This window comes from Marinomonas sp. ATLA20, assembly GCF_057180105.1.
Genome location: NZ_JBXUKU010000001.1, coordinates 437009 through 461740 on the forward strand (window position 1 = coordinate 437009; position 24732 = coordinate 461740).

Annotated in this window: 21 protein-coding genes; 10 read left to right on the forward strand and 11 right to left on the reverse strand. The window is 44.3% G+C overall.

Annotation, left to right across the window (positions count from 1 at the left end):
- The first annotated feature begins 193 nt into the window (after positions 1 to 193).
- Positions 194 to 1294 carry a methyl-accepting chemotaxis protein gene (locus tag AC2A4J_RS01885; RefSeq protein WP_281270055.1) on the forward strand — a complete coding sequence of 367 codons (1101 nt, stop codon included), beginning with the start codon at positions 194 to 196 and terminating at the stop codon, positions 1292 to 1294.
- Positions 1295 to 1343: 49 nt separating this feature from the next.
- Here the strand turns inward: AC2A4J_RS01885 and AC2A4J_RS01890 are convergent, their stop codons facing one another.
- Both AC2A4J_RS01890 and AC2A4J_RS01895 read right to left on the reverse strand, forming a co-directional pair.
- Positions 1344 to 1493, reverse strand: coding sequence for a DUF2256 domain-containing protein (locus tag AC2A4J_RS01890; protein WP_484174683.1), 150 nt, complete (start codon positions 1491 to 1493; stop codon positions 1344 to 1346).
- 54 nt (positions 1494 to 1547) lie between these two features.
- Positions 1548 to 2144 carry a hypothetical protein gene (locus AC2A4J_RS01895; RefSeq protein WP_484174684.1) on the reverse strand — a complete coding sequence of 199 codons (597 nt, stop codon included), beginning with the start codon at positions 2142 to 2144 and terminating at the stop codon, positions 1548 to 1550.
- A 291-nt stretch (positions 2145 to 2435) separates the two neighbouring features.
- Here AC2A4J_RS01895 and AC2A4J_RS01900 point away from each other — a divergent pair, with 291 nt between their 5' ends.
- Complete coding sequence (locus AC2A4J_RS01900) at positions 2436 to 3488, forward strand: AI-2E family transporter (RefSeq protein WP_484174685.1); 1053 nt, start codon at positions 2436 to 2438, stop codon at positions 3486 to 3488.
- A 167-nt stretch (positions 3489 to 3655) separates the two neighbouring features.
- On the opposite strand, the gene AC2A4J_RS01905 is transcribed toward AC2A4J_RS01900, so the two are convergent.
- Positions 3656 to 5260, reverse strand: a complete 1605-nt coding sequence (locus tag AC2A4J_RS01905) for a response regulator (RefSeq protein WP_484174686.1) — start codon at positions 5258 to 5260, stop codon at positions 3656 to 3658.
- On the reverse strand, positions 5253 to 6344 hold the full coding sequence (locus tag AC2A4J_RS01910) for a cobalamin-independent methionine synthase II family protein (RefSeq protein ID WP_484174687.1): 1092 nt from the start codon (positions 6342 to 6344) through the stop codon (positions 5253 to 5255). The genes AC2A4J_RS01905 and AC2A4J_RS01910 overlap by 8 nt, the downstream gene beginning before the upstream one ends.
- 265 nt (positions 6345 to 6609) lie before the next feature.
- Here AC2A4J_RS01910 and AC2A4J_RS01915 point away from each other — a divergent pair, with 265 nt between their 5' ends.
- A complete protein-coding gene (locus AC2A4J_RS01915) occupies positions 6610 to 7311 on the forward strand; it encodes a transposase (protein ID WP_484174688.1) in 702 nt (233 codons plus the stop codon).
- A 218-nt stretch (positions 7312 to 7529) separates the two neighbouring features.
- A complete protein-coding gene (locus tag AC2A4J_RS01920; protein ID WP_484174689.1) occupies positions 7530 to 7841 on the forward strand; it encodes an EamA family transporter in 312 nt (103 codons plus the stop codon).
- Positions 7842 to 8132: 291 nt separating this feature from the next.
- On the opposite strand, the gene AC2A4J_RS01925 is transcribed toward AC2A4J_RS01920, so the two are convergent.
- From AC2A4J_RS01925 to AC2A4J_RS01950, 6 genes are all read right to left on the reverse strand, one after another.
- Entirely contained in the window at positions 8133 to 9281 is a 1149-nt protein-coding gene (locus tag AC2A4J_RS01925) for a hypothetical protein (protein WP_484174690.1), read from the reverse strand.
- A gap of 68 nt (positions 9282 to 9349) precedes the next feature.
- Entirely contained in the window at positions 9350 to 9541 is a 192-nt protein-coding gene (locus tag AC2A4J_RS01930) for a DNA polymerase (RefSeq protein WP_484174691.1), read from the reverse strand.
- A gap of 874 nt (positions 9542 to 10415) precedes the next feature.
- A complete protein-coding gene (locus AC2A4J_RS01935; RefSeq protein WP_168825382.1) occupies positions 10416 to 10874 on the reverse strand; it encodes a hypothetical protein in 459 nt (152 codons plus the stop codon).
- 68 nt (positions 10875 to 10942) lie between these two features.
- Positions 10943 to 13678, reverse strand: coding sequence for a DNA polymerase I (gene polA, locus AC2A4J_RS01940; protein WP_484175083.1), 2736 nt, complete (start codon positions 13676 to 13678; stop codon positions 10943 to 10945).
- Between the two features lie 97 nt (positions 13679 to 13775).
- The gene (locus AC2A4J_RS01945) at positions 13776 to 14879 is read right to left on the reverse strand and encodes a GGDEF domain-containing protein (protein ID WP_484174692.1); all 1104 of its coding nucleotides are present in this window, start codon (positions 14877 to 14879) and stop codon (positions 13776 to 13778) included.
- Positions 14880 to 15109: 230 nt separating this feature from the next.
- Positions 15110 to 16174, reverse strand: a complete 1065-nt coding sequence (locus AC2A4J_RS01950; protein WP_484174693.1) for a GGDEF domain-containing protein — start codon at positions 16172 to 16174, stop codon at positions 15110 to 15112.
- A 251-nt stretch (positions 16175 to 16425) separates the two neighbouring features.
- Between AC2A4J_RS01950 and AC2A4J_RS01955 the strand changes: the two genes are divergently transcribed.
- The 3 genes from AC2A4J_RS01955 to AC2A4J_RS01965 are packed head-to-tail and all read left to right on the forward strand — an operon-like array spanning position 16426 to position 18688.
- A complete protein-coding gene (locus tag AC2A4J_RS01955) occupies positions 16426 to 17388 on the forward strand; it encodes a homoserine kinase (RefSeq protein WP_484174694.1) in 963 nt (320 codons plus the stop codon).
- A 60-nt stretch (positions 17389 to 17448) separates the two neighbouring features.
- Positions 17449 to 18012, forward strand: coding sequence for a DUF1007 family protein (locus AC2A4J_RS01960; protein ID WP_484174695.1), 564 nt, complete (start codon positions 17449 to 17451; stop codon positions 18010 to 18012).
- 40 nt (positions 18013 to 18052) lie between these two features.
- A complete protein-coding gene (locus AC2A4J_RS01965; RefSeq protein ID WP_255827514.1) occupies positions 18053 to 18688 on the forward strand; it encodes a LysE family translocator in 636 nt (211 codons plus the stop codon).
- A gap of 3 nt (positions 18689 to 18691) precedes the next feature.
- Here the strand turns inward: AC2A4J_RS01965 and AC2A4J_RS01970 are convergent, their stop codons facing one another.
- A complete protein-coding gene (locus AC2A4J_RS01970; protein ID WP_484174696.1) occupies positions 18692 to 19249 on the reverse strand; it encodes a TetR/AcrR family transcriptional regulator in 558 nt (185 codons plus the stop codon).
- 199 nt (positions 19250 to 19448) lie between these two features.
- Between AC2A4J_RS01970 and AC2A4J_RS01975 the strand changes: the two genes are divergently transcribed.
- The 3 genes from AC2A4J_RS01975 (at position 19449) to AC2A4J_RS01985 (ending at position 24646) form a co-directional block, all read left to right on the forward strand.
- Positions 19449 to 20585, forward strand: a complete 1137-nt coding sequence (locus AC2A4J_RS01975; protein WP_255827516.1) for an efflux RND transporter periplasmic adaptor subunit — start codon at positions 19449 to 19451, stop codon at positions 20583 to 20585.
- A gap of 51 nt (positions 20586 to 20636) precedes the next feature.
- Positions 20637 to 23738: a multidrug efflux RND transporter permease subunit gene (locus tag AC2A4J_RS01980; RefSeq protein ID WP_484174697.1), complete on the forward strand. Its 3102-nt coding sequence runs from the start codon at positions 20637 to 20639 to the stop codon at positions 23736 to 23738.
- Positions 23739 to 24025: 287 nt separating this feature from the next.
- The gene (locus tag AC2A4J_RS01985; RefSeq protein ID WP_110574558.1) at positions 24026 to 24646 is read left to right on the forward strand and encodes a MarC family protein; all 621 of its coding nucleotides are present in this window, start codon (positions 24026 to 24028) and stop codon (positions 24644 to 24646) included.
- Positions 24647 to 24732 lie beyond the last annotated feature (86 nt).

Genomic DNA, 24732 nt, shown 5'->3' on the forward strand with positions numbered 1-24732 from the left:
TGTCAGCAAAGACAATAGAAAAAGGGCCAATCAGTAAAACTAAATAGCGAGTGTGACAAGGCTTGTATGTCCCAAGTGGCTATCTCAAAATTGAAATTGGTTAGCGAATAAACAATTATTAAGCTCATCTGTTTTGTGATCTGATTAAATCCTTTAAAAGCATTAATCACAAAAATAAAAATAGGAACTCATCATGAATGCTAGACAGAATGTGCGCTTTATTGGGTTACTGATTGCCGAAATAGTCATTGCCATTGCTTTTACAATACAGCTTGCTTTGACAGATATTATGCCAACAGGTATTAGCTTAATACTGATCTGGTTACTCACCGTAGCGGCAATATTTACCCTATTCATTTATCGAAAATGTACAGGACAACAACATCAAATGCTCCAATCTGTTAGTGATGCATTGGCTAAGCATTCCTCTGATCATACTCCGTTGGCATTACCTAACAATTTGGATGATTTTCCACTATGGATAGATCATGCCATTCACCAATTAACACAGCATAAACATGAAAAACTGCAGACGGCTGAATTAAACACCGTTCCGGCGCTTCATAGTCAAATTGATGAGCTGAGTCAGATTGCCAATAAACAGGAGCAAGATCTGTCAGATATTCTCGAACGTCGTCAGCACAGTGCACCACTCATTCAAGGTGTCGCGGCCAATACCAAAATCATCACTCAAAAGGTAGGAGCCTTGGTGGATGATGCCAATCAAGGTCAACAAAACTTGCAATTGGCTGAGGGTGTTCTTCAAGAACTTATTAACCAAGTCACCTCGACTTCGGACGTGATTAATCTGCTCTCAAATAACTCGGCGCAAATATCTTCTGTTTTAGATGTGATTCGTAGTATTGCCGACCAAACGAACCTGTTGGCACTTAATGCGGCTATTGAAGCGGCTCGTGCGGGTGAACAAGGGCGAGGTTTCGCCGTCGTCGCGGACGAAGTTCGCAACCTAGCGAGCAAAACCCAGCAGTCCACCCAAGACATTCAGGCTATGATTGAAAGCCTCCAAAAAGGCGTAGCGGAGGCAGTTAATAACATCGATGGCAGTGTTCAGTCGGTGCAAAATACCGTTGAATTTACCAAGAAAGCAGGCGTGTCTTTGATTGAAATATGTACTGAAGTGAATGAAATCAACCAACTCGTTAATGAAAACTCCGTCAAGCAAATCAATATTGGTAAATTGGCTGTAGAAGTGAATGAGCGACTGCAGCATCTTAATGAACGAACGCTTGAAGCAAAAGCCCTATCAACACAGCTTCAGGAGACAACCTCTTAGAGTCATTTCGTTAAGTGAATTGTGAGTAGATCTAAATAAAAAAGGTGGACTATTCCACCTCTTTTTTTACTTGGCGTTTGCAGCGTTCAGAGCAGTATTTTACCTGCGGCCAATCCCTTTCCCATTTTTTACGCCAGGCAAATGGACGCTGGCAGACGGGGCAAATTTTTTCGGGTAAATGCGTTTTTTTATGAGTCATGCCTTAGTTACGCAAAGAGTCGTAGGTTGGGATCAGTCAAAATGACCAATCCCACTAAACCACTTGCTGAGAAAGAACACTGCGACGGAATTGCAGGATAACCAATATAATCAAAAAACCTACCGCCAAGCAGAACGGAAACAGCACTGTCGTCACAGAGTAGGCTTCTAGTGCAACCACAGAACACGCATTACGTAAGATCATAATAATGAAGAAAATACGACTGTCTTCAAAAGGGCGGTGATAGACTTTTCGAAAGGTGGGACCAAAACCTATCATATCGATCGTGGTCAGAATCAACACAGCCCACAAGGGATCATTGGTTACGTACCACAGAGGCAAGGATGCCAAGGCAAGAGCCAAACATCCCCAGTCTAATTTAGTGATAGTGGCATCACCGCGCTTTATGTACGCTAAGAAAGCAATGAAAATCGTAATAAAGCCTGATAGCCCAATGGGCCATGCGCCCATGCCGCCTTCGGCTTCTAGCTGAGCAAAGAATACAATGGTCGTGGTGATGCCCCAAATCACCCACGAAAACACATGAGGCTTCACCTTGCCGCGCAAAATCAGCGCAATGTATGGGATAAAACCTGCAAACGCCAACGCAATAGCAATGCCACTAAAAACAAGCTTGATATTTAAATCCATCTACCGCCTTGCTCCATCTCATACCGTAAAACTCGATTCTACCGACTTCATGATGAATTAGACGAACAAAACACGTCAAATTCGCACCAAGATAGGTCGTTTTAGGTGAGTGGTAAATTGGGTTAATAGGTAAGTCGGACTAGGTTGAGTATGCAGGCCAACCTAGTCTGGCATTGGGGAGTGATAGATTTAAAGAAGGGATTGAAAAGCGAACAGGCAATCGTGATGTGTTAGGGTCTATAAGATATTTCTCTATGAAGAGATGTCTATACAAAACGAAGGAGGTGATTGATGGGATCTGAATATAATCATTACATGCGCCGATTATTGGCCACCATAGGCATCATCGCGATCGCGGTCAGTGTTTTTTTATTATTTTGGCACCTAGCGTATGTGCTGGTATTACTTTTTGGCGGTGCGTTATTTGCTGTGTTTTTGGTGGGGCTTGCTAGCCCTTTGCAAGCCTTTATACCGCTTCCTCGGTGGAGTTTAGTATTACTGGTTGCTATCGTGTTTACCGGATTATTATTGCTCGCGGGGTATTTGGCAGGTCCTGCCGTTGCCGATCAAATGGTTCAACTAAGTGAGCAGTTGAGTGGCGGCTTAAATCAGTTGGAGAGCTATCTAAAACAGCAAACATGGGGTGAAGCCTTACTGAAGTGGGCTCAAGAGCAATGGCAGCAAGCGCCTTTGTCGCCAGGAAAGTTAATGGGGCAAGTAACTGGGGCGTTTTCCACCATTTTTGGTGCCTTTGCTGATCTGTTTGTCATGCTGTTTATTGGCTTTTATTTGGCTCTCCATCCAAAACCTTATATCCAAGGTTTTTTGTTCCTCTTTCCGCGAGAAAAGCGGGACCGTTTGAACGAAGTCATGTCTTCCGTTTACCACGCACTAAAATGGTGGTTAATTGGACGTGCAACATCCATGGCGGCTGTCGGTTTATTAACGGCGGTTGGTCTTTGGCTGCTTGATATGCCATTGATCATGGCGCTGGCATTATTGGCAGGTCTATTGTCGTTCGTTCCTTTTATTGGCCCAATAGCCGCAGCTATTCCTGCTATTTTGGTGGGCTTGATAGACAGCCCAAGCCAAGCGCTCTATGTCGTGTTGGTGTATTTCATTGTGCAGCTTTTGGAAAGTAACATTTTAACCCCTTACGTACAGAAACAAGCCGTATCGCTTCCTCCTGCCGTCATGCTCAGTGGTCAAATGTTGATGGGCGCGGTGTTCGGCTTACAGGGCTTAGCGTTATCGACCCCCATGCTGGTATCCATGATCGTTGTCGTGCAAATGCTGTATGTGTGCGATGTGTTGGGTGAAAAGATTCGTCCCTTGGGCCAATGATCTTTGTAAATTAGGGCATGTTGAATTGATGAAGAACTAGGTCGAATACGTATGCTCATTCAGACCAGTCTTGCATTGAGGAATGGTAGGTTTAAAGAATAAATGGAAAAGCTGATGAGTAGGCGTTTCTCATCTATGGAACGAGTGCGGAAGCCAGATCAGAGTACTCAATTTTTATCTGCCCTAATTGTTTTTTGAGACCATGTGTTAAGGGCACTTTCTAGTAGTGCTAAATTGATCGGCTTACTAATAAAATCACACATGCCTACGTCTAAGCAGCGTTTTTTGTCTTCTTCCAATACGTTTGCAGTGAGCGCGATGATGGGAACCTCACGATAGGCTGCCATCTGTTTGATCTCAACGGTGGCTTGAAGCCCATCTTTAACGGGCATTTGCATATCCATAAAGATGAGGTCAAAGTGCCCAGCTTTGCATAAAGTAATGGCTTCTTCACCATCTTGAGCGATGGTGATTGTGACAACGCCCAACCGCTTAAGAAATCCGTTAAGCACAATTTGATTGGTTTTATTATCCTCGGCGATCAGTACCGATAATTGCGAACAATCAACCTGTCCTGACGCATTGTCGCTTTCTTGTATGGGGATAATCTGCTTTTCGGCTTCGCATGCACTCGTCTCAATGGCAAAAAAGAACGTCGACCCTTTTGCGACTTCACTCTCTACTTTGAGTTCAGATCCCATTAGTGTGAGTAACTTGCTGGCGATGGTCAGCCCCAGCCCTGTTCCACCAAATTTTCTCGTAATAGAAGTGTCTGCTTGTGAAAATGCGTCAAACAGCTTTTCGACATATTCTTGCTCGATGCCCATTCCTGTATCAGTCACACTGAACATCACACTTATACTTTCTTTTGGTCCCTTAGAGACCTCCGCAGCCAAGATAACTTCGCCTTGATCGGTGAACTTGATCGCGTTACCGAGCAGATTAATAAGTACTTGCTTGATTCTTGTCTCATCACCGGTGAAGACAATATCTTCCATTTCAAGCTGATTCTTAGTCGATAAGTTAACGCCTTTAGACACAGCTAGCCCTTTAAATAGCAGCTCAAGATCTTTTAACAACTTACTCAACAGGACAGGGCGACTTTCTAGCTCAATTTTATCGGCTTCGATTTTACTCAAGTTGAGAATGTCATTAATTATTACTAATAAGCTCTGCCCAGACGAAGTAATAATATCGAGCATTTCCTGTTGTGAGTCGGTCAAAGGTGTATGCGATAATTGTGTTGCCATGCCTAATATACCGTTCATTGGCGTACGTATCTCATGGCTCATATTCGCTAAGAATTCAGATTTCACTTTAGATGTGCGTGCAGCCGCTTGAGCCTGCGCGCTTAACCGTGAGTTTTCTTCCTCACGTTGTTTAAGGACAGAAATAGAGACTTGAAGCGCAGCGGAACGAAGTAACTCATCATTACTATCATGCATGGAAGGGTGCACTTGAGACGCAATGCTCGTGCTTTGCGCCAGACGAACAATGTTGCCGGAAGCACTGACTTCTTGCTCCACCAAAACAGTTTGCCGATTATTGATATACTCTAAAGGTTTTATGTTTTCGTCACGGCCTGCCCATGACAAGTCTAGCGCTCTCTCTGGCAGTAAACAGGCATCGTAAATTTCTTTGGCTCTGATGCCTTTTGTCAAAATTGGCGCAGCATCAGCAAACTCTTCGGCGAAGCCCGGCGTCCAGTCTAACAAACACTGCTGATCATCAAACACGGCAAAACTACGACTGAAGGGTCGCAACTCATTCATGCAGCATTCCTTGCTTGTTTGTTAATTGTTCCGCAGCCATAGCGGTTCCCAACACGCGTGCACGAATCTTAGCAAACGCTGTTTCGCGAGTGGTTGATACATCATCACAAAACGGGGAAAAGCCACAGTCGTCCGTAGTCCCCAGTTGCCCTAAAGGTATATAGCGAGCAGCGAGTAACACTCGTTGGCAGACTTCTTCAGGTGTTTCAATGTTAGGGTCAATGACATCGATCACACCGATAAAAGCTCGTTGATTTGGTTTTAAATAACGTGCCACTATCTTTAAGGCCCGCTCTGGATTGTCTTCCCCCGCCATGGCAATGTAAAAGTTGCCCGCTTTCAGCTCAAATAGACTCGGCAGCAGCTCAGCGTAATCCACATCCGCACTGTGGGTCGAATCGTGATCCGCACCGGGGCAAGTATGAATGCCAATTAGAGCCCGTTCCTCTTCACTAAAGCGCACTAGCACTCGATTATTGAGCTCTATAAAAGCATTTAATAAACCACCACTTGGATCGAGCTTGACGGCCAAACGTCCTTCGGTAAAATCGATTTGCACTTTATAAGCGCCAGCCTCAAAACAACCACGAATTTCTCTTTCTTGTTCATCGACTAAGTCATTTAAAAAGTCTTCTCGGCTGTAATCCGGCAAACTTTCCGTTGGGTACAATAAGCTTAGGGCGGAGATGGAGATAATAGATTGCTTGACTGGAAGCTCGGTGAAGCTCTTAGCAACGTTAAACGTTTTGTACGCGTTAAGCAAAAAGCGGAATGGGCCTGCTGTAAGGCGTGGTAAGCGCCGCACATGTCCGTCTTGAAAGGGGATTTCGAGACCATCTGGGGCGAGATTCTTAGCGCCTTCTACAGAATATGTGACGAAGTTGTGAGTCTTTCGCTGCTCTCCATCACTTAAAACCGGCGAACCTGTCGCTGCGAACGCGCGAATGGTCTGCTCAATCGCCTCCTCATAGCATGCTTCCATTGCCGCTGAATCTATCTTGCCTTCATCAAATTGCCGCTGCGCCTTCATTAATTCTGGTGATCGAGGGAGGCTTCCGATGGCTTCAGTAGGTAACAACATCATTTTTTAACTCCATTCATAAACGCCCAAACAACATTCAAAATGCTTGTATAAATAGAGTGTAGACCATTCTCTCTTTATGGATAAAAAATTAGCCTATATGCCTAAAAAGTGGAAATTGGGAAATTAGGGTCAGATGAAAATAGAACACTGGTCGCCAGCTTGACTCAATAAGTGTTTACCCTAAGATATCGATTAGCCTGATATTTATGAACAGGATGTTCGTATCAGCGTTTTTTCAGTAAAGCTTATTTCAAAGGAGTGAAATATGGCGAGGCTTCCACGACTTTGTCCAATTGGTATCCCGCAACATATTATCCAACGTGGCAACAACCGCCAAGTGTGTTTTGCCAGTGAAGATGACTTCATCGCTTATGTACATTGGCTAACGGAATACGCTCAAGAGTTTGACGTTAAAGTGCATGCATGGGTCTTGATGACCAATCACGTACATTTACTTGCAACGCCAATGACCGAGGGCGGTATCTCGAAGATGATGCAAGCACTGGGACGCCGCTATGTCCGTTACTTCAACTACACCTATCAAAGAACCGGCACATTGTGGGAAGGGAGATTTAAATCTTGTGTCATCAGTGCTGAGGAATACTTTTTTATCTGCCAGCGATACATCGAACTGAATCCCGTTAGAGCAAATATGGTCGCTCATCCAGCTGACTATAAATGGTCGAGCTATCGCTTTCATGCTCAGGAGTCACTGGATCTACAAAGTGAGCTTTGGCAACCGCATGAACTTTATCTCAAGCTTAGCTTTCAGCAGGAAACGCGAGCGAAGCGTTATCAAGCTTTATTCAAATGCCACATTCCAGAAGAAGAACTCGGACGGATTCGATCCGCTACGCATTCAGATATGGCACTGGGGAATGACAGATTCAAAGAAGAGATTGAGAAGTTAACGGGTAGGCGAGTGACGCCAAGAACGCGCGGTAGGAAACCAAGTCAGATGGATTAAATTTTCATCTGACCTCAATTGCTTGAGAAGTTAACGGGTAGACGAGTGACGCCAAGAAAACGCGGTAGGAAACCAAGTCAGATGGATTAAATTTTCATCTGACCCCAATTGCTCAATTGCTATGAGTCATTGATACCATTAACCGCCGCCCTGTGTTTTGCCTGCTACCACGTGGTGATTCGTCAGGTGAGTTCAGCGGGTGATGGTTTTCACTGTATATGGCGTTGATCGGCTTTGTGTGTGCAACCCTCTTTGGTGTGACGGCATGGCGTGCACCAAGCATGCAGGAATGGGTTTTATTGGCCGTGATCTCGATTATGAGTGTCGCCGCACAGCTTTTGTTAGTGAAAGCGCTAGAGTATGCACCAGCCTCGGTATTACAACCGTTCAACTACAGTTTACTGGTGTTTGCCACCATTATCGGCTTCTTAGTATTTAGCGAACTGCCAGACAGATGGACCATTGTAGGAGCATGCATTGTCATTGCCAGTGGACTGTACGTGATCTACTTACAGCGTACTCACGGATAGTTTTTTATATGCACCCGAATTCCTACAGTCCGACATGGCACTGGGGAATGACAGGTTTAAAAAAGAGATTGAAACGCTAACGGGCAGGCGAGTCTCGCCTATGAAGCGAGGGCGGAAGGGGGAGTCAGACGGATTGATTTTCATCTGATTCAAATTGCTACTGAGCGATATGTACCGGAATATTCGGTAAAAAGAAACGGGGTTTTCTTGGCATCTTTTCCTCCTTGAAGAGAGACCAATGAGTATCTTAAAGGGGTAAGAACTCTTTAGTTATTTAAGCTGATGACTTATTTAAACTTTCATAAAAAGTGCCATTTTTTCTCTTAGTTGTAGCCCAATTTCTTTTCTAGTTTCTGTTTTAACAGATTTAATTATTTCTAAGTATTCAAGAAATTCTGTCGAGTCTGCGAAGTAGTTTGGGTAAGCTTGTTTAATACCTCCGACACTATCAGTAGAAACTAATGCAACTACTGTTTCTATTCGGTCAGATGCTTTTTTTTCTGCATCAGAATAAGATTTCTCTGCAAGCTCGTTTTCACTTTTTTTAAATGTGGTTGTAGCTACTGTTGTTTTTTCTGTGTTTACTTCTATTAAAATGTATCCATCGATTTTATCATTGACTATTTTTGAGTCTACAATCTTTAGTGAGTTTGCAAATGCTCTTAATTTTTTGGTTACATGTAAAGTAAGCTCATATTTTTGTACTTCTTCACACGATTCGAGAAACTGACTATCCAGTGAATATATTTTTCTGGCGTATGCATTGAATTTATCTTTTAGACTAATTTTATCGAAAAGAGGGATTGATTCCATGATTGCGAACTGGATACTTGTATTTTTGAAGAATTCTCCCCAGTTTTCTGTTCCTCTATTTGATTTCAATGCTTGGCCCGTAAACAGATCTACAATCTCTAATGTCGTAGCCCAATCATGTTGAATCTTTGTACGAAGTTGCACCTCGATATTTCGCTTTTCTTCGTTTTTTCCAAATTTTCCAATTAGATGATAACTACGATAACCGTCAGGTTTTGGAGTTTGAATATAGTTTTTATACTTTACTTTTCCTGAAATATCTTTGAATTCTGGGAGTTTTTTTAGTTCTCTAACTATTTTCTCAAGTTTTTTTTGGTTAGATACAATTATTCTACATCCACCTATATCTTGCATATTTCTAAGTTTCATTTCTGGGAAACGTCTTAGTTTTAAAACAATGGATATAAATCGCTTTAGTCTCTTTGCAAAAATAGCATTTTTGTCGATTTTTTTAGAAATAAATGTAACTTTTTTAAGGCATGATTCTAGGGATGTTTCGTGACTAAAACGCCAATATGATAATGTCTCGTAAGATTGTTCGAAAAGGTCATGATCTTCAAAAATGGTGTCTTTGATTAAAGCTTCTCCAGCTTTAATCACTTGTTTGCCAGAATATTTTTTGCTCATCATTGAGTCCTATTATATGGTGGTAGTGTCAAGGGGATAATTAGACTCGAAGCTTAATGCGTCTCATCTCAGTTGTATCCAATGCCCGCTTCTACCAATAAAGGTACGTCAATCTGATTACTATTCTGCATGATGTCGACGATTTTCGTTTGGGCTTTTTCTAGGTCTTTTTCAGCGACTTCGAAGATTAGTTCATCGTGTACTTGCATGATCATTTTTAGGTCTAGGCTGGTGTTTGCTCTATGGGCTGTATGTGACATCCTTGATCCTTAAGTCGTCTTGACGAGCCTGTCAATTTTGCATAGCATTATTCACGAGTGCTTTGGATATCCCTGCTTTTGCAGCCCACCAAAGACAAACGAAATATAAAAAAAGCCATGCATCTGCGTGGTTTTTTTTATTCTAAAGTAATGTATTTCTCATTACGAGAATAAATCACCACAGCCTTCACTATAAGCATCACTTCCTTTTGTCGCTTCCAACATTAGAGCCAACCCGCTTTTTTGTAGCACATCTAAAACGTCTTCTTGTGGTTCGGATCAGAGCGGGTTACTTCCTAAGAAAATCGTTCAGTAGCTAAGATTTTTGTTCAGTTTGGCCGTTTAGCTAAGAAAATTGTTACGCTTTACTGCTTTTGAGTGTCACTTAGAGGGCTCTGCCGAACTTGAAGCAACCGTTAGGAAGGTAGAATTTCATAACGGTCAGTTATATACTTTGTAGTAACACGGCTCCTTTCAATGAGGCTACTTGATGTAGCTGATTTGCTTAGGAGTTTTTTTGTGCTCAAAGAAAGTCAGAAGCCGCTAGGGGCTGCGGGTAAAAAAGCTTTAGATCAGACTATCTTGGTTATTTTACATTCTGCCTGAAGGTTCTTTATCATTGACTGTTTGTTGTCGGTTGCAATACGTTGGTGTCAGTACTAAAATTGATCATGTAGAAGGGCTTAACATATGACTCATTACTGGATTGTCCATATGTTCTCACGCTACCAATGATTCGCCAGTGACATCATTGTTGATGGTTAGACTAAACATTGTTTAGTCACCCTGACCCCAAAGAGCTAAAGGGCTGCCACGAACTATCATTTTTCATTTTAAAAAAGAGCATTTGTCATGCTCTTTTTTTATGCCTGTTTTATATCATTGCGATAACTGTCCCTGGGTGGGATTTTCTATCGTAGGCACTGATAATGTCGTAATAGGTTTTGTCTTTGGATAATCTTAAAATGACCAGCCCCGTCTTGGACTCAATAACCAGCGCGGCGTTTTCGTCTTTCACCGTGTCAACAATGACGGTTGCTCCGTCAGTGATGATAGATTCTATATAGCCCGATACTTGGCTTGGGCAGGTAATGCCAATTTCTTGGCTATGTTTTTCATAGATATGTCTAACACCAAATGCTCCCGATCTTGTTCTTCCAAAACCTGCAAAGCCGACTTTCAATCGAATTTCTAGTTCTGGCCAGTGAGCGTTGTTTTTAGGAAAGGTGCCAAATGAAAGTGAACCGTTCGTTGTCGTAACAAAGGCGTTTTTACTTCGTTTGTGCGACATCCATTCGACTGAAAGGTCGCCATGTAGAATGGTGGTTTCCATTTAATCCCTTAAGTTTAAAGTAGGCTCTTCCTTGAGCCTTGCTCGTATTCATTTGTTATTTTAGAGCCTTAATGCGCCTCGTCCCAGTTGTCTCCAACTCCCGCTTCCACAAGTAATGGCACGTCGATTTTGCTGCTGTTTTGCATTATATCGACGATTTTTTCTTTGGCGGCGTCTAGGTCTTTTTCTGCGACTTCGAAGATGAGTTCATCGTGTACTTGCATGATCATTTTCACGTCTAGGTCGGTGTCTGCTAGCCAGTCGTGCATTTTGATCATGGCCCGTTTGATGATGTCGGCGGCGGAGCCTTGCATCGGCGCGTTGATCGCGGTGCGTTCGGCGGCTTGGCGCATCATGGCGTTTTTCGCTTTGATGTCTGGCAAGTACAAACGACGGCCGTAGATGGTTTCTACATAGCCTTTTTCTTTTGCGCCTTCGCGGGTATTTTCCATGTATTGCTGTACGCCTGGGTAACGCTCGAAGTAGCGTTTGATGTATTTGCCTGCTTCTGGGCGACCAATGCCAAGCTGTTTCGCTAGACCAAAGGCAGACATGCCGTAGATCAAACCGAAGTTGATGGCTTTGGCGCGGCGGCGCTGTTCTGTGGTCACTTCTTCTAAGCTCACTTCGAAGACTTCCGCTGCGGTGGCTTTGTGCACGTCGGTGTCTTTTGTGAACGCGTCTAATAAGCCTGGATCTTGGGACAGGTGAGCCATGATGCGTAATTCGACTTGTGAGTAGTCGGCCGCCACTAACTTGTAGCCTTTAGGCGCGATAAAAGCTTGGCGAATACGACGACCTTCGGCAGAACGAATCGGGATGTTCTGCAAGTTTGGATCAGTCGACGACAAGCGACCTGTGGCGGTAATGGCTTGGTGGTAAGAGGTATGAATACGGCCGGTTTTCTGGATCATTTCTGGCAGTTTGTCAGTGTAAGTGGATTTCAACTTAGACAGGCTGCGATGTTCCATTATCAAGCGTGGCAGTTCGTAGTCTTGCGCCAGTTCTTGCAAGATAGGCTCGGCAGTGGATGGCTGGCCTTTTGGCGTTTTCTTGATAACCGGCAAGCCTTGTTTTTCGAACAAGATGACTTGTAGCTGTTTTGGCGAGCTTAGGTTGAAGCTTTCGCCCGCTTCTTCGTGGGCTTTGATTTCCAGTTCTTGCAGTTTGCCTGCGATTTCGCTGCTTTGAATATGCAGAAGTTCTGGGTCGATCAAGGCGCCGGTTTGTTCCATTTTCGCCAATACCGGAATCAGTGGGCATTCGATGTCTTTGAAAATGCTGACGAGTTCTGGTGTGGTTTCGATTTTCGGCCAAATCGCTTGATGCAAACGCAAGGTGATGTCGGCGTCTTCCGCGGCATAAAACGCGGCGGCCTCTAAGTCGATTTGGTTAAAGGTTTTTTGCTTAGCGCCTTTGCCGGCGATGTCTTCAAAGCTCACATTGGTGTGACCAAGGAACTTGCTCGCCAAGGTGTCCATGTCGTGACGTGAACTCACGGAGTTGTAAACGTAAGATTCCAACATGGTGTCGTAAGCGATGCCGCGCAAGGTGATGTCGTAGTTGTTGAGCACGTTGGCGTCGTATTTTAGGTGTTGGCCGACTTTGGCTTTGCTGTCGTCTTCTAACCAAGGTTTTAGCTGTTCCAGCACCCAATCGCGGTCCAGTTGTTCTGGTGCGCCTTCGTAATCGTGCGCCACTGGAACGTAAGCCGCTTCGCCCACTTCTACCGAGAAGGACAAGCCAACCAGTTCGGCGGCCATGTAGTTCAGCGAGGTGGTTTCGGTATCGAAGGCAACCAGTTCAGCGGCTTGGATTTTTTCCAACCATTTGTTGAAGCTTGCTTTGTCTAAGACGGTTTCGTAGTTGGCTTCGATGTTGGATTTAACCGGTGTTTCCACTTGGCCGTCATTACCAACGGTATCGCTGGCGGTTTCTACGCTTGGCGCTTTGTCTAGGTCAGACAACCAGGTTTTGAATTCTAGCTTGGTGAACCATTCACGCAGTTTTTCTTTGTCGGCTTCGCCGTTTTTCAATTCTTGTGGTTCGAAAGGCAGTTCCACGTCGCATTTGATGGTCGCTAGGGTGTAAGACAGCTCGGCCATCTCTTTGTTGTCTTCCATTTTTTGCTTCATGGTTTTGGAACCACGAAAGCCCAATGCGGCGATCTCGTCTAAGCGCGTGTAGATGTCTTTGATGCTGCCCAACCCTTGCAGCAAGGCAAGAGCGGTTTTTTCGCCTACACCTGGCACACCTGGGATGTTATCGACTTTGTCGCCCATCAGTGCGAGGTAATCGATGATCAGTTCTGGTGGAATGCCGAACTTGTCTTTCACGCCTTGGATGTCCATGACCGTGTTGTTCATGGTGTTTACAAGGGTGACTTTCTCGGTAACCAGCTGCGCCATGTCTTTATCGCCAGTAGAAACCACCACGTCGCGACCCGCTTCGCCCACTTGTTTGGCGATGGTGCCGATGACGTCGTCGGCTTCTACGCCATCGATGATCACCAGCGGCAAGCCCATGGCTTCCACCATGCGGTGAATCGGTTCGATTTGCGGACGTAAGTCGTCCGGCATCGGTGGACGGTGCGCTTTGTATTCGCTGTAGATATCGTCACGGAAGGTTTTGCCCTTGGCATCGAAGATGATAACCATGGGGGAATCTGGATAAGTTTTGATTAGGCTGCGGATCATGCTGATCACACCGCGCGTGGCGTTGGTCGGGTGGCCGTCGCTGGTATGCATAGGTGGAATCGCGTGGAATGCTCGGTAAAGGTAAGACGAACCGTCTACCAAGATCATTGGTGTTTGTGTTGTTGAATCCGTAGCCAAAATAGAACCTCTTTGTGAATCGGCAAATATGAGGTCTATTCTATGTGTTTGAGCGTGTTTTTACAGTCTAAATAGCGGTTTTCTCTGTTTTGATTGTGCTTAAGACGTCATTGTAGGTAGCGACTTGGTCTCGATTATTGGCTTTGGCGTAATAAAGCGCTTGATCTGCTTCATCGAGCATTTGTTCGAGGTGTTCTTTTTGGGTGGTGGTTGATACGCCAAGGCTAGCAGTGACTTTTCCGACCGTTCTATATGGCAATAGACTCAGGGTGTTTTTGAACATTTCGCCTATCACGGGGGTCATGATAGTTTTGGGGTTAACTAATATGACAATAAATTCTTCTCCGCCCCAGCGCGCAAGACAGTGTTCACCCTGATAGACAATACGTAAACGTGAAGCAAACTCCACTAGCACTCTATCTCCAGTGGAGTGTCCTAAGTTGTCATTAATCTTCTTGAAATGATCGATATCGATTAATAGGACGCAAATTGACGTGTTTGGTTGAACATCGGCTAACCATCGTTCTAGTCCGCGTCGGTTATAGATATCGGTAAGAAAGTCTCTACCTGCTACTTCCTCGGATTGTTTTAGCTTAGATGCAACAAAGTCCAGATGACGGATGACTTTTCTTTGATAGGGAAGGATGGCGTAAAGCAATAAACTGGTTGGAATTAACAAAGCCATTAGCTCATACCCTCGCGGGGAATGCATTTCGTCTAGGTGGAAGCAAAAGTAGAGTAGGACAGGTGCCGTTAGCATCCCCCAAATTAGCGCAACGTATTTTTTGTAATCTTGTGGCAGCATGATCATGGCGACAGCGGTTGAAGCCATCATAATGCCGGTTATCGGTGGATACTCATCGACAAAGCGCCAGTAGCCCAGCCAAGACGTGATGATGAAGTAAAAAGTCACAGGAGCTAATGAGATGATGCCTATTATCGCGCAGAGAGTGATGGTGATCTTGGCTCTTTGATAGGGTTTTTGATGAAAATACCCTAGCAAGATAATCAAGATAGCTGCATTTAGGCTTGGGATCAAAACATCAAAGAGGTGTCCGCGCGGAAATAGGCCAAAGAATAACGTAAAGCATAAATTGCTGACACAGAAAGCCATCAGCACTCTATAAATGGTTGCTATTTTGATGTCTTCTTGGAAGCGTTTGTTCGTCATAGTTTGGTTAAGTTACTCTGGATCACCATAAGATTAAATAATAGACGACTTTCGTTTTTTAATATGTTGCTACTTGGTGAATATATGTCGACTAAGTTATCTGAGTTGTAACCAGTGGCTTCGCATAGAATATAAAGTGTGCGCAGAAAAACAGGGGGGTTGTGCTATCTAGTTAAGGCATTATGACGAAATTTATAGTGTTACAGTTATTTGCTTAAACACTGAATGAACTATTCGCCCAATGAATCGCTCACAACTTGGTCTCGGCCCTGTCGCTTTGCATCATACAAACAGCCATCTGCTTGGCTAATGATGGAGTCAATGTCATTGGACTCGATATTGGAGGCAACACCAATACTACAGGTTATGTGGCCAATAAGTGGAAACTGGCTTTCGCGAATTAATTGCCAGCATCGGTTGGCAATGTGCTCTGCTTGGTAACTTGATTGCTCTCTCAGCAAAATGACAAATTCATCCCCACCCCAGCGTGCAAGGCAGCTTTGGTCTGGCAGGCAATCTGCCAAAAGCGCCGCGGCTTGTTTGAGTACGGCATCTCCCGCTTCGTGACCGTAGGTATCATTGATGTTTTTAAAGTAATCAATGTCGATAATGAGCCCGCAGATATTGGTTTTTTTGCCTTTATTGTTTGCAAGCCAGTAGATCAACCCACGGCGATTACAAATGTTGGTTAGTTCGTCATAGTCGGCTTGTCGACGAGAGCGCTGTAAGTTTTCTTCTATTTGCTCGAAGCGCAAGATAAGGTCCCGTTGATAAGATAAAACAATAAGAAACAAGCCCCCTCCCGGCCCAAAGAAAACCATCATTTCTTTACCGCGGGCTGTGTCCAACTCGGTTGGGTGGGTGATTAGATAGACAAGTATTGGGGCGCAAATAGCGGTCCACACAATTAACGTATAGCGTAACCATGACTTAGGAACCATGACCACTAAAACGGCCGTCGCGATCAACATAACACCGCTAATAGGAGGGAATTCATCTACTAACACCCAGCCATTTAAGTGGGCGCTAATGGTGAAATACCAAGCAGGGGGTAAAAAGGCGTAAGCATTCAAAAAGAATAAGGTTTTAATGGTGTTTAAGTGTCTGCCTTTAGGGTCTTTTCGAAAGTAAAGTAACAGGCCACCAATAAATAAACCGCAGCTTGTTGGTACGAAATAGTCGATGAAATGATTCGTTGGAAAAATGTAATTAGATACGCCAATGAAAATGCCAAAGAAACAGTAGAGAGTCAACGCGATGTAGGTTGCTCTAATGGAAAATAGCGATTGTTGCATAAACGTATCCCTGCGGTGTTAGCCTAGCTAAACCTATATATCGAACCGTCAGTCTAGTGCAGTTACTGGTATGGGTATGTAGGTAATTTGTATAAGGAATGTTGTATGCGTGTTACGCATTATAAGAGTTGGGTAGAGGTAATAACTTAGACGAGATTTTTGTGATTACGAATTGACCTTTAGAGGCGAATTGTAGAGCATAGGCACTAATTTTTTCATTTCACCCCTTTTAGACAACAATAGGTAAAAACTTGGCTGTTTACACTTCCCTTTCGGACTCTGACATGCGCGCCTTAGTGGCCGATTATTATTTAGGTGAACTGGTTTCGTTCCAAGGTATTTCCGGAGGGGTAGAGAACACAAACTACTTTCTGACTACCACCACAGGCAAGTACGTAGTGACCTTGTTTGAAGAGTTTGATTTAGACGAAGTTCCATACTTTTTAGATGTTGTTGCCCACCTGAAGCACAAAGGCTTTAATGTTCCTGCGGCTTTGATAGATATTCATGGTGAGCGCTTACGTGAAGTAAATGGTCGCCCGACGATTATTGTTGATTGCTTCCCCGGTGGAGAATTGAAAGGCACGGACGAAACCTCTTGTCGACTAATGGGCGAAGCCTTAGCGAAGCTGCATATTGCGGGGGAAGATTTTCCTGTACATCGCGATAGCCACCGAGGTGTGGCATGGTGGCACAAAACCAGTCAAGCGATTGCTGACGAGTTGGAGCCAGAACAAGCGCAATTATTGTTATCACAAATTGCTGAATTTGATGCATTTATTGCCGAACATCCAGATTTACCGAAAACCACCATCCACGGCGATTTGTTTTACAACAACACTTTGTTTGAAGGCAACAAGCTGTCTGCCATTATCGATTTCTACAATGCTTGCCATTCTTGGGTAATGTACGATTTGGCCATTGTGGTAAATGATTGGTGCTCGGATATGACCACAGGTGAATTGGACAGTGCCAAATATAAGGCGTTAATAAAAGCCTATTTGCATGAGCGTGAAGCCACTCCTGAAGAAGTGCTTGCTTGGCCATATATGTTGAGAATCGCCGCACTGCGTTTTTGGCTGTCTCGTTTGGAGGCATGGCATGGCGCGAAGCATGATCCAGAGCGTTTGGCACAACAGCATGATCCGCTGGAGTTTCAACGTATTTTAGAGGCGCGAGTGCGTTTTACTCCAAGCTTAGTAGAGTTCCAATAAAGCATGATTTTTTTAAAGTGCTGTTTTTATAAAAGGTGTTTTTTTAAAAGGTAACAGTTGATGCGTTTTTTATTGTGTTTGTGTGTTGCCGCTTTTTTTGCTGGGTCAGCCATGGCGCATCCTCATGTTTGGGTAGACTCTCAGTACCGAGTCAAGGTAGATCAAGCGAGTATTGATACGCTTGAAGCGACTTGGAGTTTGGATCTTTTTACCTCTACAAGTTTGATCGCCGAATACGATGTGGATGGTGATGGAGAGCTCAGAGGTCAAGAAAAACTCGACATGATCGAGGTGCTGAAAAGTTTTGATAAGTACGGTTACTTTCTCAAAATAAAGCAAGATGGCGTGGATTTAGTGCCAAAAGGTGTGCGTATTATCGATGTGCGTATTCGAGATCAAATGTTGTGGATTCGCTTGGGCATTGATTTGCCTAATAAAGTGAATCTTGAAACATCGACTTTGAGTTTAGCCTTTGGTGACGATGAATTGTATTTTGCCATGGAGCCTTTAGAAGAGGGCTTGGTGCGTTTATCTGGCGCGCTAGCTGAGACTTGTACGCCTGCTGAACGTGAAGCGACAGAAACATCGGTAGCAGTTTGGGTGGATTTGACCTGTCGGTCTTAGTTTTATGTCGCTGATTGGCGTCTTTTTAAGGTAGAAGCACATGTTAGAACATTTCCAATGGTTGCCTTTCTTAGCCGCAATTACTGTGCTGACGATGAGTCCGGGCGTAGACACGATTTTGGTGATGCGCAACGCGGCGTCTGGTGGCTGGCGTTTGGGCTTTTTGACCAGCTTAGGTATTTGCATGGGGTTATTCGCTCATGCCACCGTGTCCGCATTAGGTCTGTCGGTGATTTTGCTCGGTTCTGCCGGGTTGTTTACGGCGTTTAAATTAGCCGGTGCGGCGTATCTTGTGTATTTAGGTGTGCAAGCCATTCGTAGTGCGATGAAGCCGGTTGGGATGACTTTTAAAGACGCAAAAAATCCGAAAGCATTGACGGCTTGGGCTAGCTTTCGTCAGGGTATTTTATCTAACGTATTGAATCCAAAGCCGATTATTTTTTATATGGCATTTTTGCCGCAGTTTATAGATCCGAGTCATTCGGCATTGGCTCAATCACTTTTCATGGCCTCGCTTCACTTTATCATAGCGATGGTGTGGCAAACGTTTCTTGCGCTTATGGTTCATAAAGCGCGAGTTTGGCTGGCGCGACCAAAAGTGGCGTTCGTCTTAGATGGCCTAACTGGCATATTGTTGTTGGGCTTTGGTGCAAAGCTCGCATTGAGTCAACGCTGAGTGTTAGGGGGCCTTGTATGACTGAGTGCAAACGCCTTCTAGTAACATGGATTCTATGATGTCGATGACTTTTATTCTGGGTACTCGACCTCTTAATTCCGCATCAATAAGCGCAGAGAACAAGCCTTGGCAGCATTCTGTCATGGCGACTGAGCTTATATCAATTCGAAAAACACCTTCTTGCTGACCTCGTAAAAAGAACTTGTCTAGAATGCCTTGTGTTTCGACACAAGCGCCACTTTCGGCTAACGCAGGCTGCCAATATTGTATGATGAAAATGGTTAGCTCTTTATTGGCGTAGTAGTTTTCTAGCAGCTTGCGAATCCCTTCTCTTGGTTCCGCTGTATCTAGATCGGCGTCTCGAATAGCTTCTTGATAAGCCTCAATACTACGTTGTAACAGTCTTTCAATTAGGTTTTCTCGCGTTCGGCAGAAACGATACAAGGTAGCCTTGCTCACGCCGACAGCACAGGATAGCTCTTGCAATGATGCTCGAGGATATTCCACCAAAGCAAGTGCAAGTGAATTCAGCAATGTGTTGTTCGTTTCTTCTTCAGCCATGATCTTTTTCCAAAATTTTTGACAGTTGACTTTTATTTCGACGTAAGTGCAACTCTTCGATATTGGCATTTTACTTGGAATGTCGACGAGATGAAATAAAAAGCTATAAAGAATCAAATGAATCTAAGTTGATTCATTTGAAGTTATTTAGTATCTTACCTATCTTTCCCAGTCAGATAAAATTTTAAGGTACAAAACAATGATACGAATTCTAAAAAATGGACGGACGCTGCTAATGCTGGCGGCGTTATTTGTTGTGTCTGGCTGTTCTTCTAGTGAGCCAGAAGATCAAGCGAGCCCTCCACCTAGTGCAAAAGCGGCGAACGTGATGACCGTGCAACCTATTGAATTTGAAGAAAATGCCATTTTACCAGGAAGAATCGAACCTATTCGTGAGGCAGAAGTACGAGCTCGTGTTCCTGGTATCGTTTTACATAGAACCTTTGTAGAGGGATCTGATGTTAAGGCGGGAGATGTTTTGTTCGAAATTGATCCTGCGTCTTTAAAAATAGCGCTTGATAGCGCGAAGGGTAAATTGGCCATGGCGGAAGCAACGCTGTTCGATGCCAAGATGCTGGTGGATCGTTATGCTCCGTTATTAAAATCTCAGGCTGTTAGTAAGCAAACATTTGATGCGGCTCAAGCGGCTTATTTGAGTGCTAGCGCCTCGGTTGCTTCAGCGAAAGCCGATGTGGCGAATGCCGAACTCAGCCTTGAATATGCAACGGTGCGTGCGCCTATTTCGGGTCGTATTGGGCGAGCGAATGTCAGCGAAGGCATGTTGGTAGGGCAAGGTGATGCGACACTGCTTGCTACTATTCAGCAGCTCAACTCTGTTTATATCGATTTTACTCAGTCTGTGACCGATACCTTGAAATACAAGCAATCTGTAAAAGGTGAGTCTACGCATAGCACGAAATTGATAGCTAGATTAGACGGTTATGACAAGCGCTTTGAAGGTAAGCTGTTGTTCTCTGATAGCCAAGTGGATGAAAAAACCGGCAACGTTGTGTTGCGTGGCTTATTTCCAAATCCAGATAAAGTGCTATTGCCTGGTATGTATGTCCGAGTTGAAGCCGTTCAATCTTATTCTTCAACAGCCATTTTAATTCCTCAGCGTGCCGTTATGCGTGGCAATAGTGGTGCGTTTGTTTACGTTGTGAATGAACAAAATACTGTGGAGTCTCGCTCTATTACAACGGGGTCTATGTCAGAAAATTTGTGGCGTATTACTGACGGTTTAAAGAGTGAAGATAAAGTAATTATTGATAATGCTGCTATGTATCAAGCAGGAGAAAAGGTAATACCTTCCGTTAAATTGGTCTCTAACATTTAGTCCGTTGCTCCTTTTATCTCAATTATTAAGACGTTTTTAGAGGCTTAATGCATGTCTAATTTCTTTATTGCACGACCCAATTTTGCTGGGGTAATTGCAATTTTTATTTTGTTAGCAGGGCTGCTTGCTTTGCCTACGCTACCGGTATCGCAATTTCCAGTGGTCGCGCCACCGCAGATTACGGTAAGTGCAACGTACCCTGGCGCATCAGCTCAGGTATTGGTGGACTCGGTTACTAGTGTGATCGAAGAAGAGCTAAATGGTGCGAAAGGTTTGCTCTATTTTGATTCGTCTAGTAACGCCAATGGTATTGCTCAAATCACGGCGTCTTTTGAACCAGGTACTGACCCAGATTTGGCCCAAGTTGATATACAAAACCGACTTAAAAAAGCAGAAGCGCGTTTACCAAGTAGTGTGATTGCACAAGGCGTACAAGTAGACCAAGCGAGCTCTGGTTTCTTGATGATTTATGCGTTGACCTTCAAGGGGGATGATTCGTCTAAAAGCATCGTTGCCCTGGCCGATTACGCAGCACGTAATATTAACAACAATATTCGTCGTGTGGAGGGCGTTGGTAAGCTGCAATACTTCGGCACCGAAGCTGCTATGCGAGTTTGGGTATCTCCTGAGAAATTGTTGAGTTACGGCTTATCCATTGGTGATGTTAATAACGCGATTAGAAACCAAAACGTGCAAGTTCCTGCGGGCAGCTTTGGTGGTCGCCCTGCGGATAATGAACAAGAGCTAACCGCCAGTTTGGTGGTTAAAGGCTTTTTAGAAGACCCTGAAGAGTTTCGTAATATCGTATTGCGCAGTAGCTCAGATGGCTCTGCCGTGTATCTTAAAGACGTGGCTCGTGTTGAATTAGGTAAGCAAGATTATAACTTTGAGACGCGTCTGAATGGTCGTAAAGCCGTGATGGGTGCGGTGCAATTATCACCTGGTGCAAATGCCATAGAAACGGTGAAAGCGGTGAAAGCCCGTGCTGCGGAATTAGAAGAAACTTTCCCAGACGATATCCAAATTAGCTTCCCGTATGACACCTCTAAATTTGTTAGTGCTGCGATTGAAAAAGTAATTTACACCTTGCTTGAAGCCATTTTGTTGGTTTTCTTAGTGATGTTGCTGTTCTTACAGAATTTACGCTATACCTTGATTCCGACTATCGTAGTGCCAGTGTGTATTTTAGGTACCTTTGCCGTGATGTCTTTCATAGGCTTTTCGGTCAATATGATGACCATGTTTGGTATGGTATTGGCGATTGGTATCTTGGTGGATGATGCCATTGTAGTGGTGGAAAACGTCGAGCGAATCATGGCGGAAGAAGGGCTACCTCCAAAGGCGGCAACAATCAAGGCCATGGGACAAGTGTCTGGCGCCATTGTTGGTATCACCTTAGTGTTGTCTGCGGTGTTTGTCCCGTTGGCATTTATGAGCGGTTCCGTTGGTATTATTTATCAACAGTTTTCTATGTCGCTTGCCGTTTCTATCATGTTGTCTGGTATCTTGGCGCTGACATTTACGCCAGCGTTATGTGCCACTATATTGAAGCCGATCAACACAGAAGAGCATCATGAAAAAGGGGGGTTTTTTGGCTGGTTTAACCGAAAATTCGCGGGCTTAACGCGTCGTTATTCGACACTCAATGGCAAGCTGGTTAATCGCTCCGGTCGTTTCATGTTGGTGTATCTTGTGCTGATTATCGGCCTCGGTTATGCCTATGTGCGTTTACCAGAATCGTTCGTGCCAACGGAAGACCAAGGTTATATGATTGTCGATTTGCAGTTACCTGCAGGTGCTACTTTTTCCCGAACTGATGACACTATGAAAGACGTTGAGCAATTCTTAGGACAGCGTGATGCGGTCGAGAATGTGGTTGCTGTAATGGGCTTTAGTTTCTCCGGAATGGGTGCGAATGCGGGTTTGCTATTTCCGACTTTTACAGATTGGTCAGAACGTGATCAGTTTTTGTTTGATGAAATTGGGGCGTACGGTCAGTTTGCCGGTAGCATTACGGATGGTCGTTCTATGGCTGTGCCTCCTCCGCCGATCGAAGGTATGGGTAATTCGGGCGGCTTTTCGTTACGACTACAAGACCGTAGTAATTTAGGCCGAGAAGCTTTAACGAATGCGCGTAATGTGGTGCTAGGTCAAGCAAACGCGTCTCCAATCATCGCTTATGCCATGATGGAAGGCTTAGAAGACGCACCTCAGCTTAGAATCGATATTGACCGTAAAAAAGCGACAGCCTTAGGCGTGGGTTTTGAATCGATTAATAACGCCGTGTCGACTGCGTATGGCTCAGCTTCAGTCAATGACTTTACCAATGCTGGTCGTTTACAACGAGTGGTTGTGCAAGCCGATATTGCTGATCGTATGACACCAGAGCGGGTGTTAGAGCTGCAAGTGATGAATGACGAAGGTAACCTTGTTCCTATGCGTTCGTTCGCAAGCAGCTTGTGGGAAATAGGACCGGTTCAGGTGTCACGTTACAATGGTTATCCAGCGTATAAAATTTCTGGTAGCCCGATGCCTGGTTATAGTTCGGGGGATGCCATGCTTGAAATTGAGCGCATAGTGGACACTTTGCCAAAAGGCATTGGGTTTGAGTGGACGGGACTGTCTTACCAAGAGAAATCGGCCGGCTCTCAAGCACCTATGTTGTTGGCTATTTCGATATTAGTGGTTTTCTTGTTGTTAGTTGCATTGTACGAAAGCTGGTCTATTCCGTTTTCGGTTATTCTGATTATTCCAATTGGTGCATTGGGTGCGGTTGCGGCGGTGTACCTAACGGGAATGTCTAATGACGTTTACTTCAAAGTTGGCTTGATCACGATTATTGGTTTGTCAGCGAAGAATGCGATTTTGATTGTTGAGTTTGCCAAAGACCTTTATAAGCAAGGGTATTCCTTGAAGGACTCTGCAATTGAAGCGGCTAAATTGCGCTTCCGTCCAATTATTATGACGTCTATGGCCTTTATTCTCGGCGTAGTACCATTAACTATCGCAACGGGAGCCGGTGCAGCTAGCCAGCATTCCTTGGGTGTGAGTGTTATCGGCGGCATGATCTCTGCGACATTATTAGGTGTGTTGTTTGTACCTGTATTCTTTACTTGGGTGCTTGGACGCTTTCAAAAGAAAGCAGAGTCATAAAGCGCATTAATTTGCGTGCGAAAAATGAATGAGTGTTCGAAAAAGCCGACTTTATGTCGGCTTTTCTTTTTGTCATTCACGGTTATTTATTCCTCTTTTATTCTGATTTTTTGCTAGAATTCTCTCATCTGTGTTCTCTTAGAAACGCTTCTTAAATAGAGACGGCTTTCAGGTAGATATTTGCCGTGCCACAAGCGCTGTAAATTGGGTGTGTCCTAGCAATATATGATGGGGCTTTAGATAATAAGCATGCGGCTTTGCTGCCTGTTTCTTTGGTGATTTTTTTAATGAGTTTATTGATCTCGACTTCGATTAAGTTCTTCTTTCTCTTCGCTCCGTTTTTTGTGTTGTCTATGTTTCTTGCGTTAACTCGCGGGGAGTCTTCTGCGTCGCGTCGACAGGTGGCGAATAAAGCCATTATTGCTTCGGTGGCGATATCTATTGTGCTGTTGTTTTTTGGCGGTAGTTTGTTTGCTGTCTTGGGAATCACGTTGGATTCCTTTCGTATTGGCTCTGGTATTCTGCTGTTTATGTCTGCCTTGAGTTTGGTTCGTGATGGTACGCGTAATCATGCGGTGGGTATGCCAAGCGAAGAGCGTGATGACGTGTCGGTTGTGCCATTAGCCGTGCCGACCATTATCGGGCCTGCGACTATCGGTACGATTCTGGTTTATGGTGCTGAATTACAAGGCTGGGATTTATTTATCGGCTTGTGTGGTTTGTTGTTGGCATTGGGCACCTTGGCGATCATTCTGTATTCTGGCTCTTTGATCGAGAAAATGTTGGGCCGAACCGGTTTGAATGTCTTGTCGAAAATTACGGGTTTGATTTTGGCGGCTATGGCTGCGCAGATCTTCATGAGCGGTGTGATGGGATTTATAGAACCCGTCACGACGGCGGTTAGCTAAGCGGTTATAAGTTAAATTTTGTACAAAATGCGGCGTTTCTAGGCTTTGGCTTCTCCTTGGGTTTTAGTTGTTATATCATAACAAAA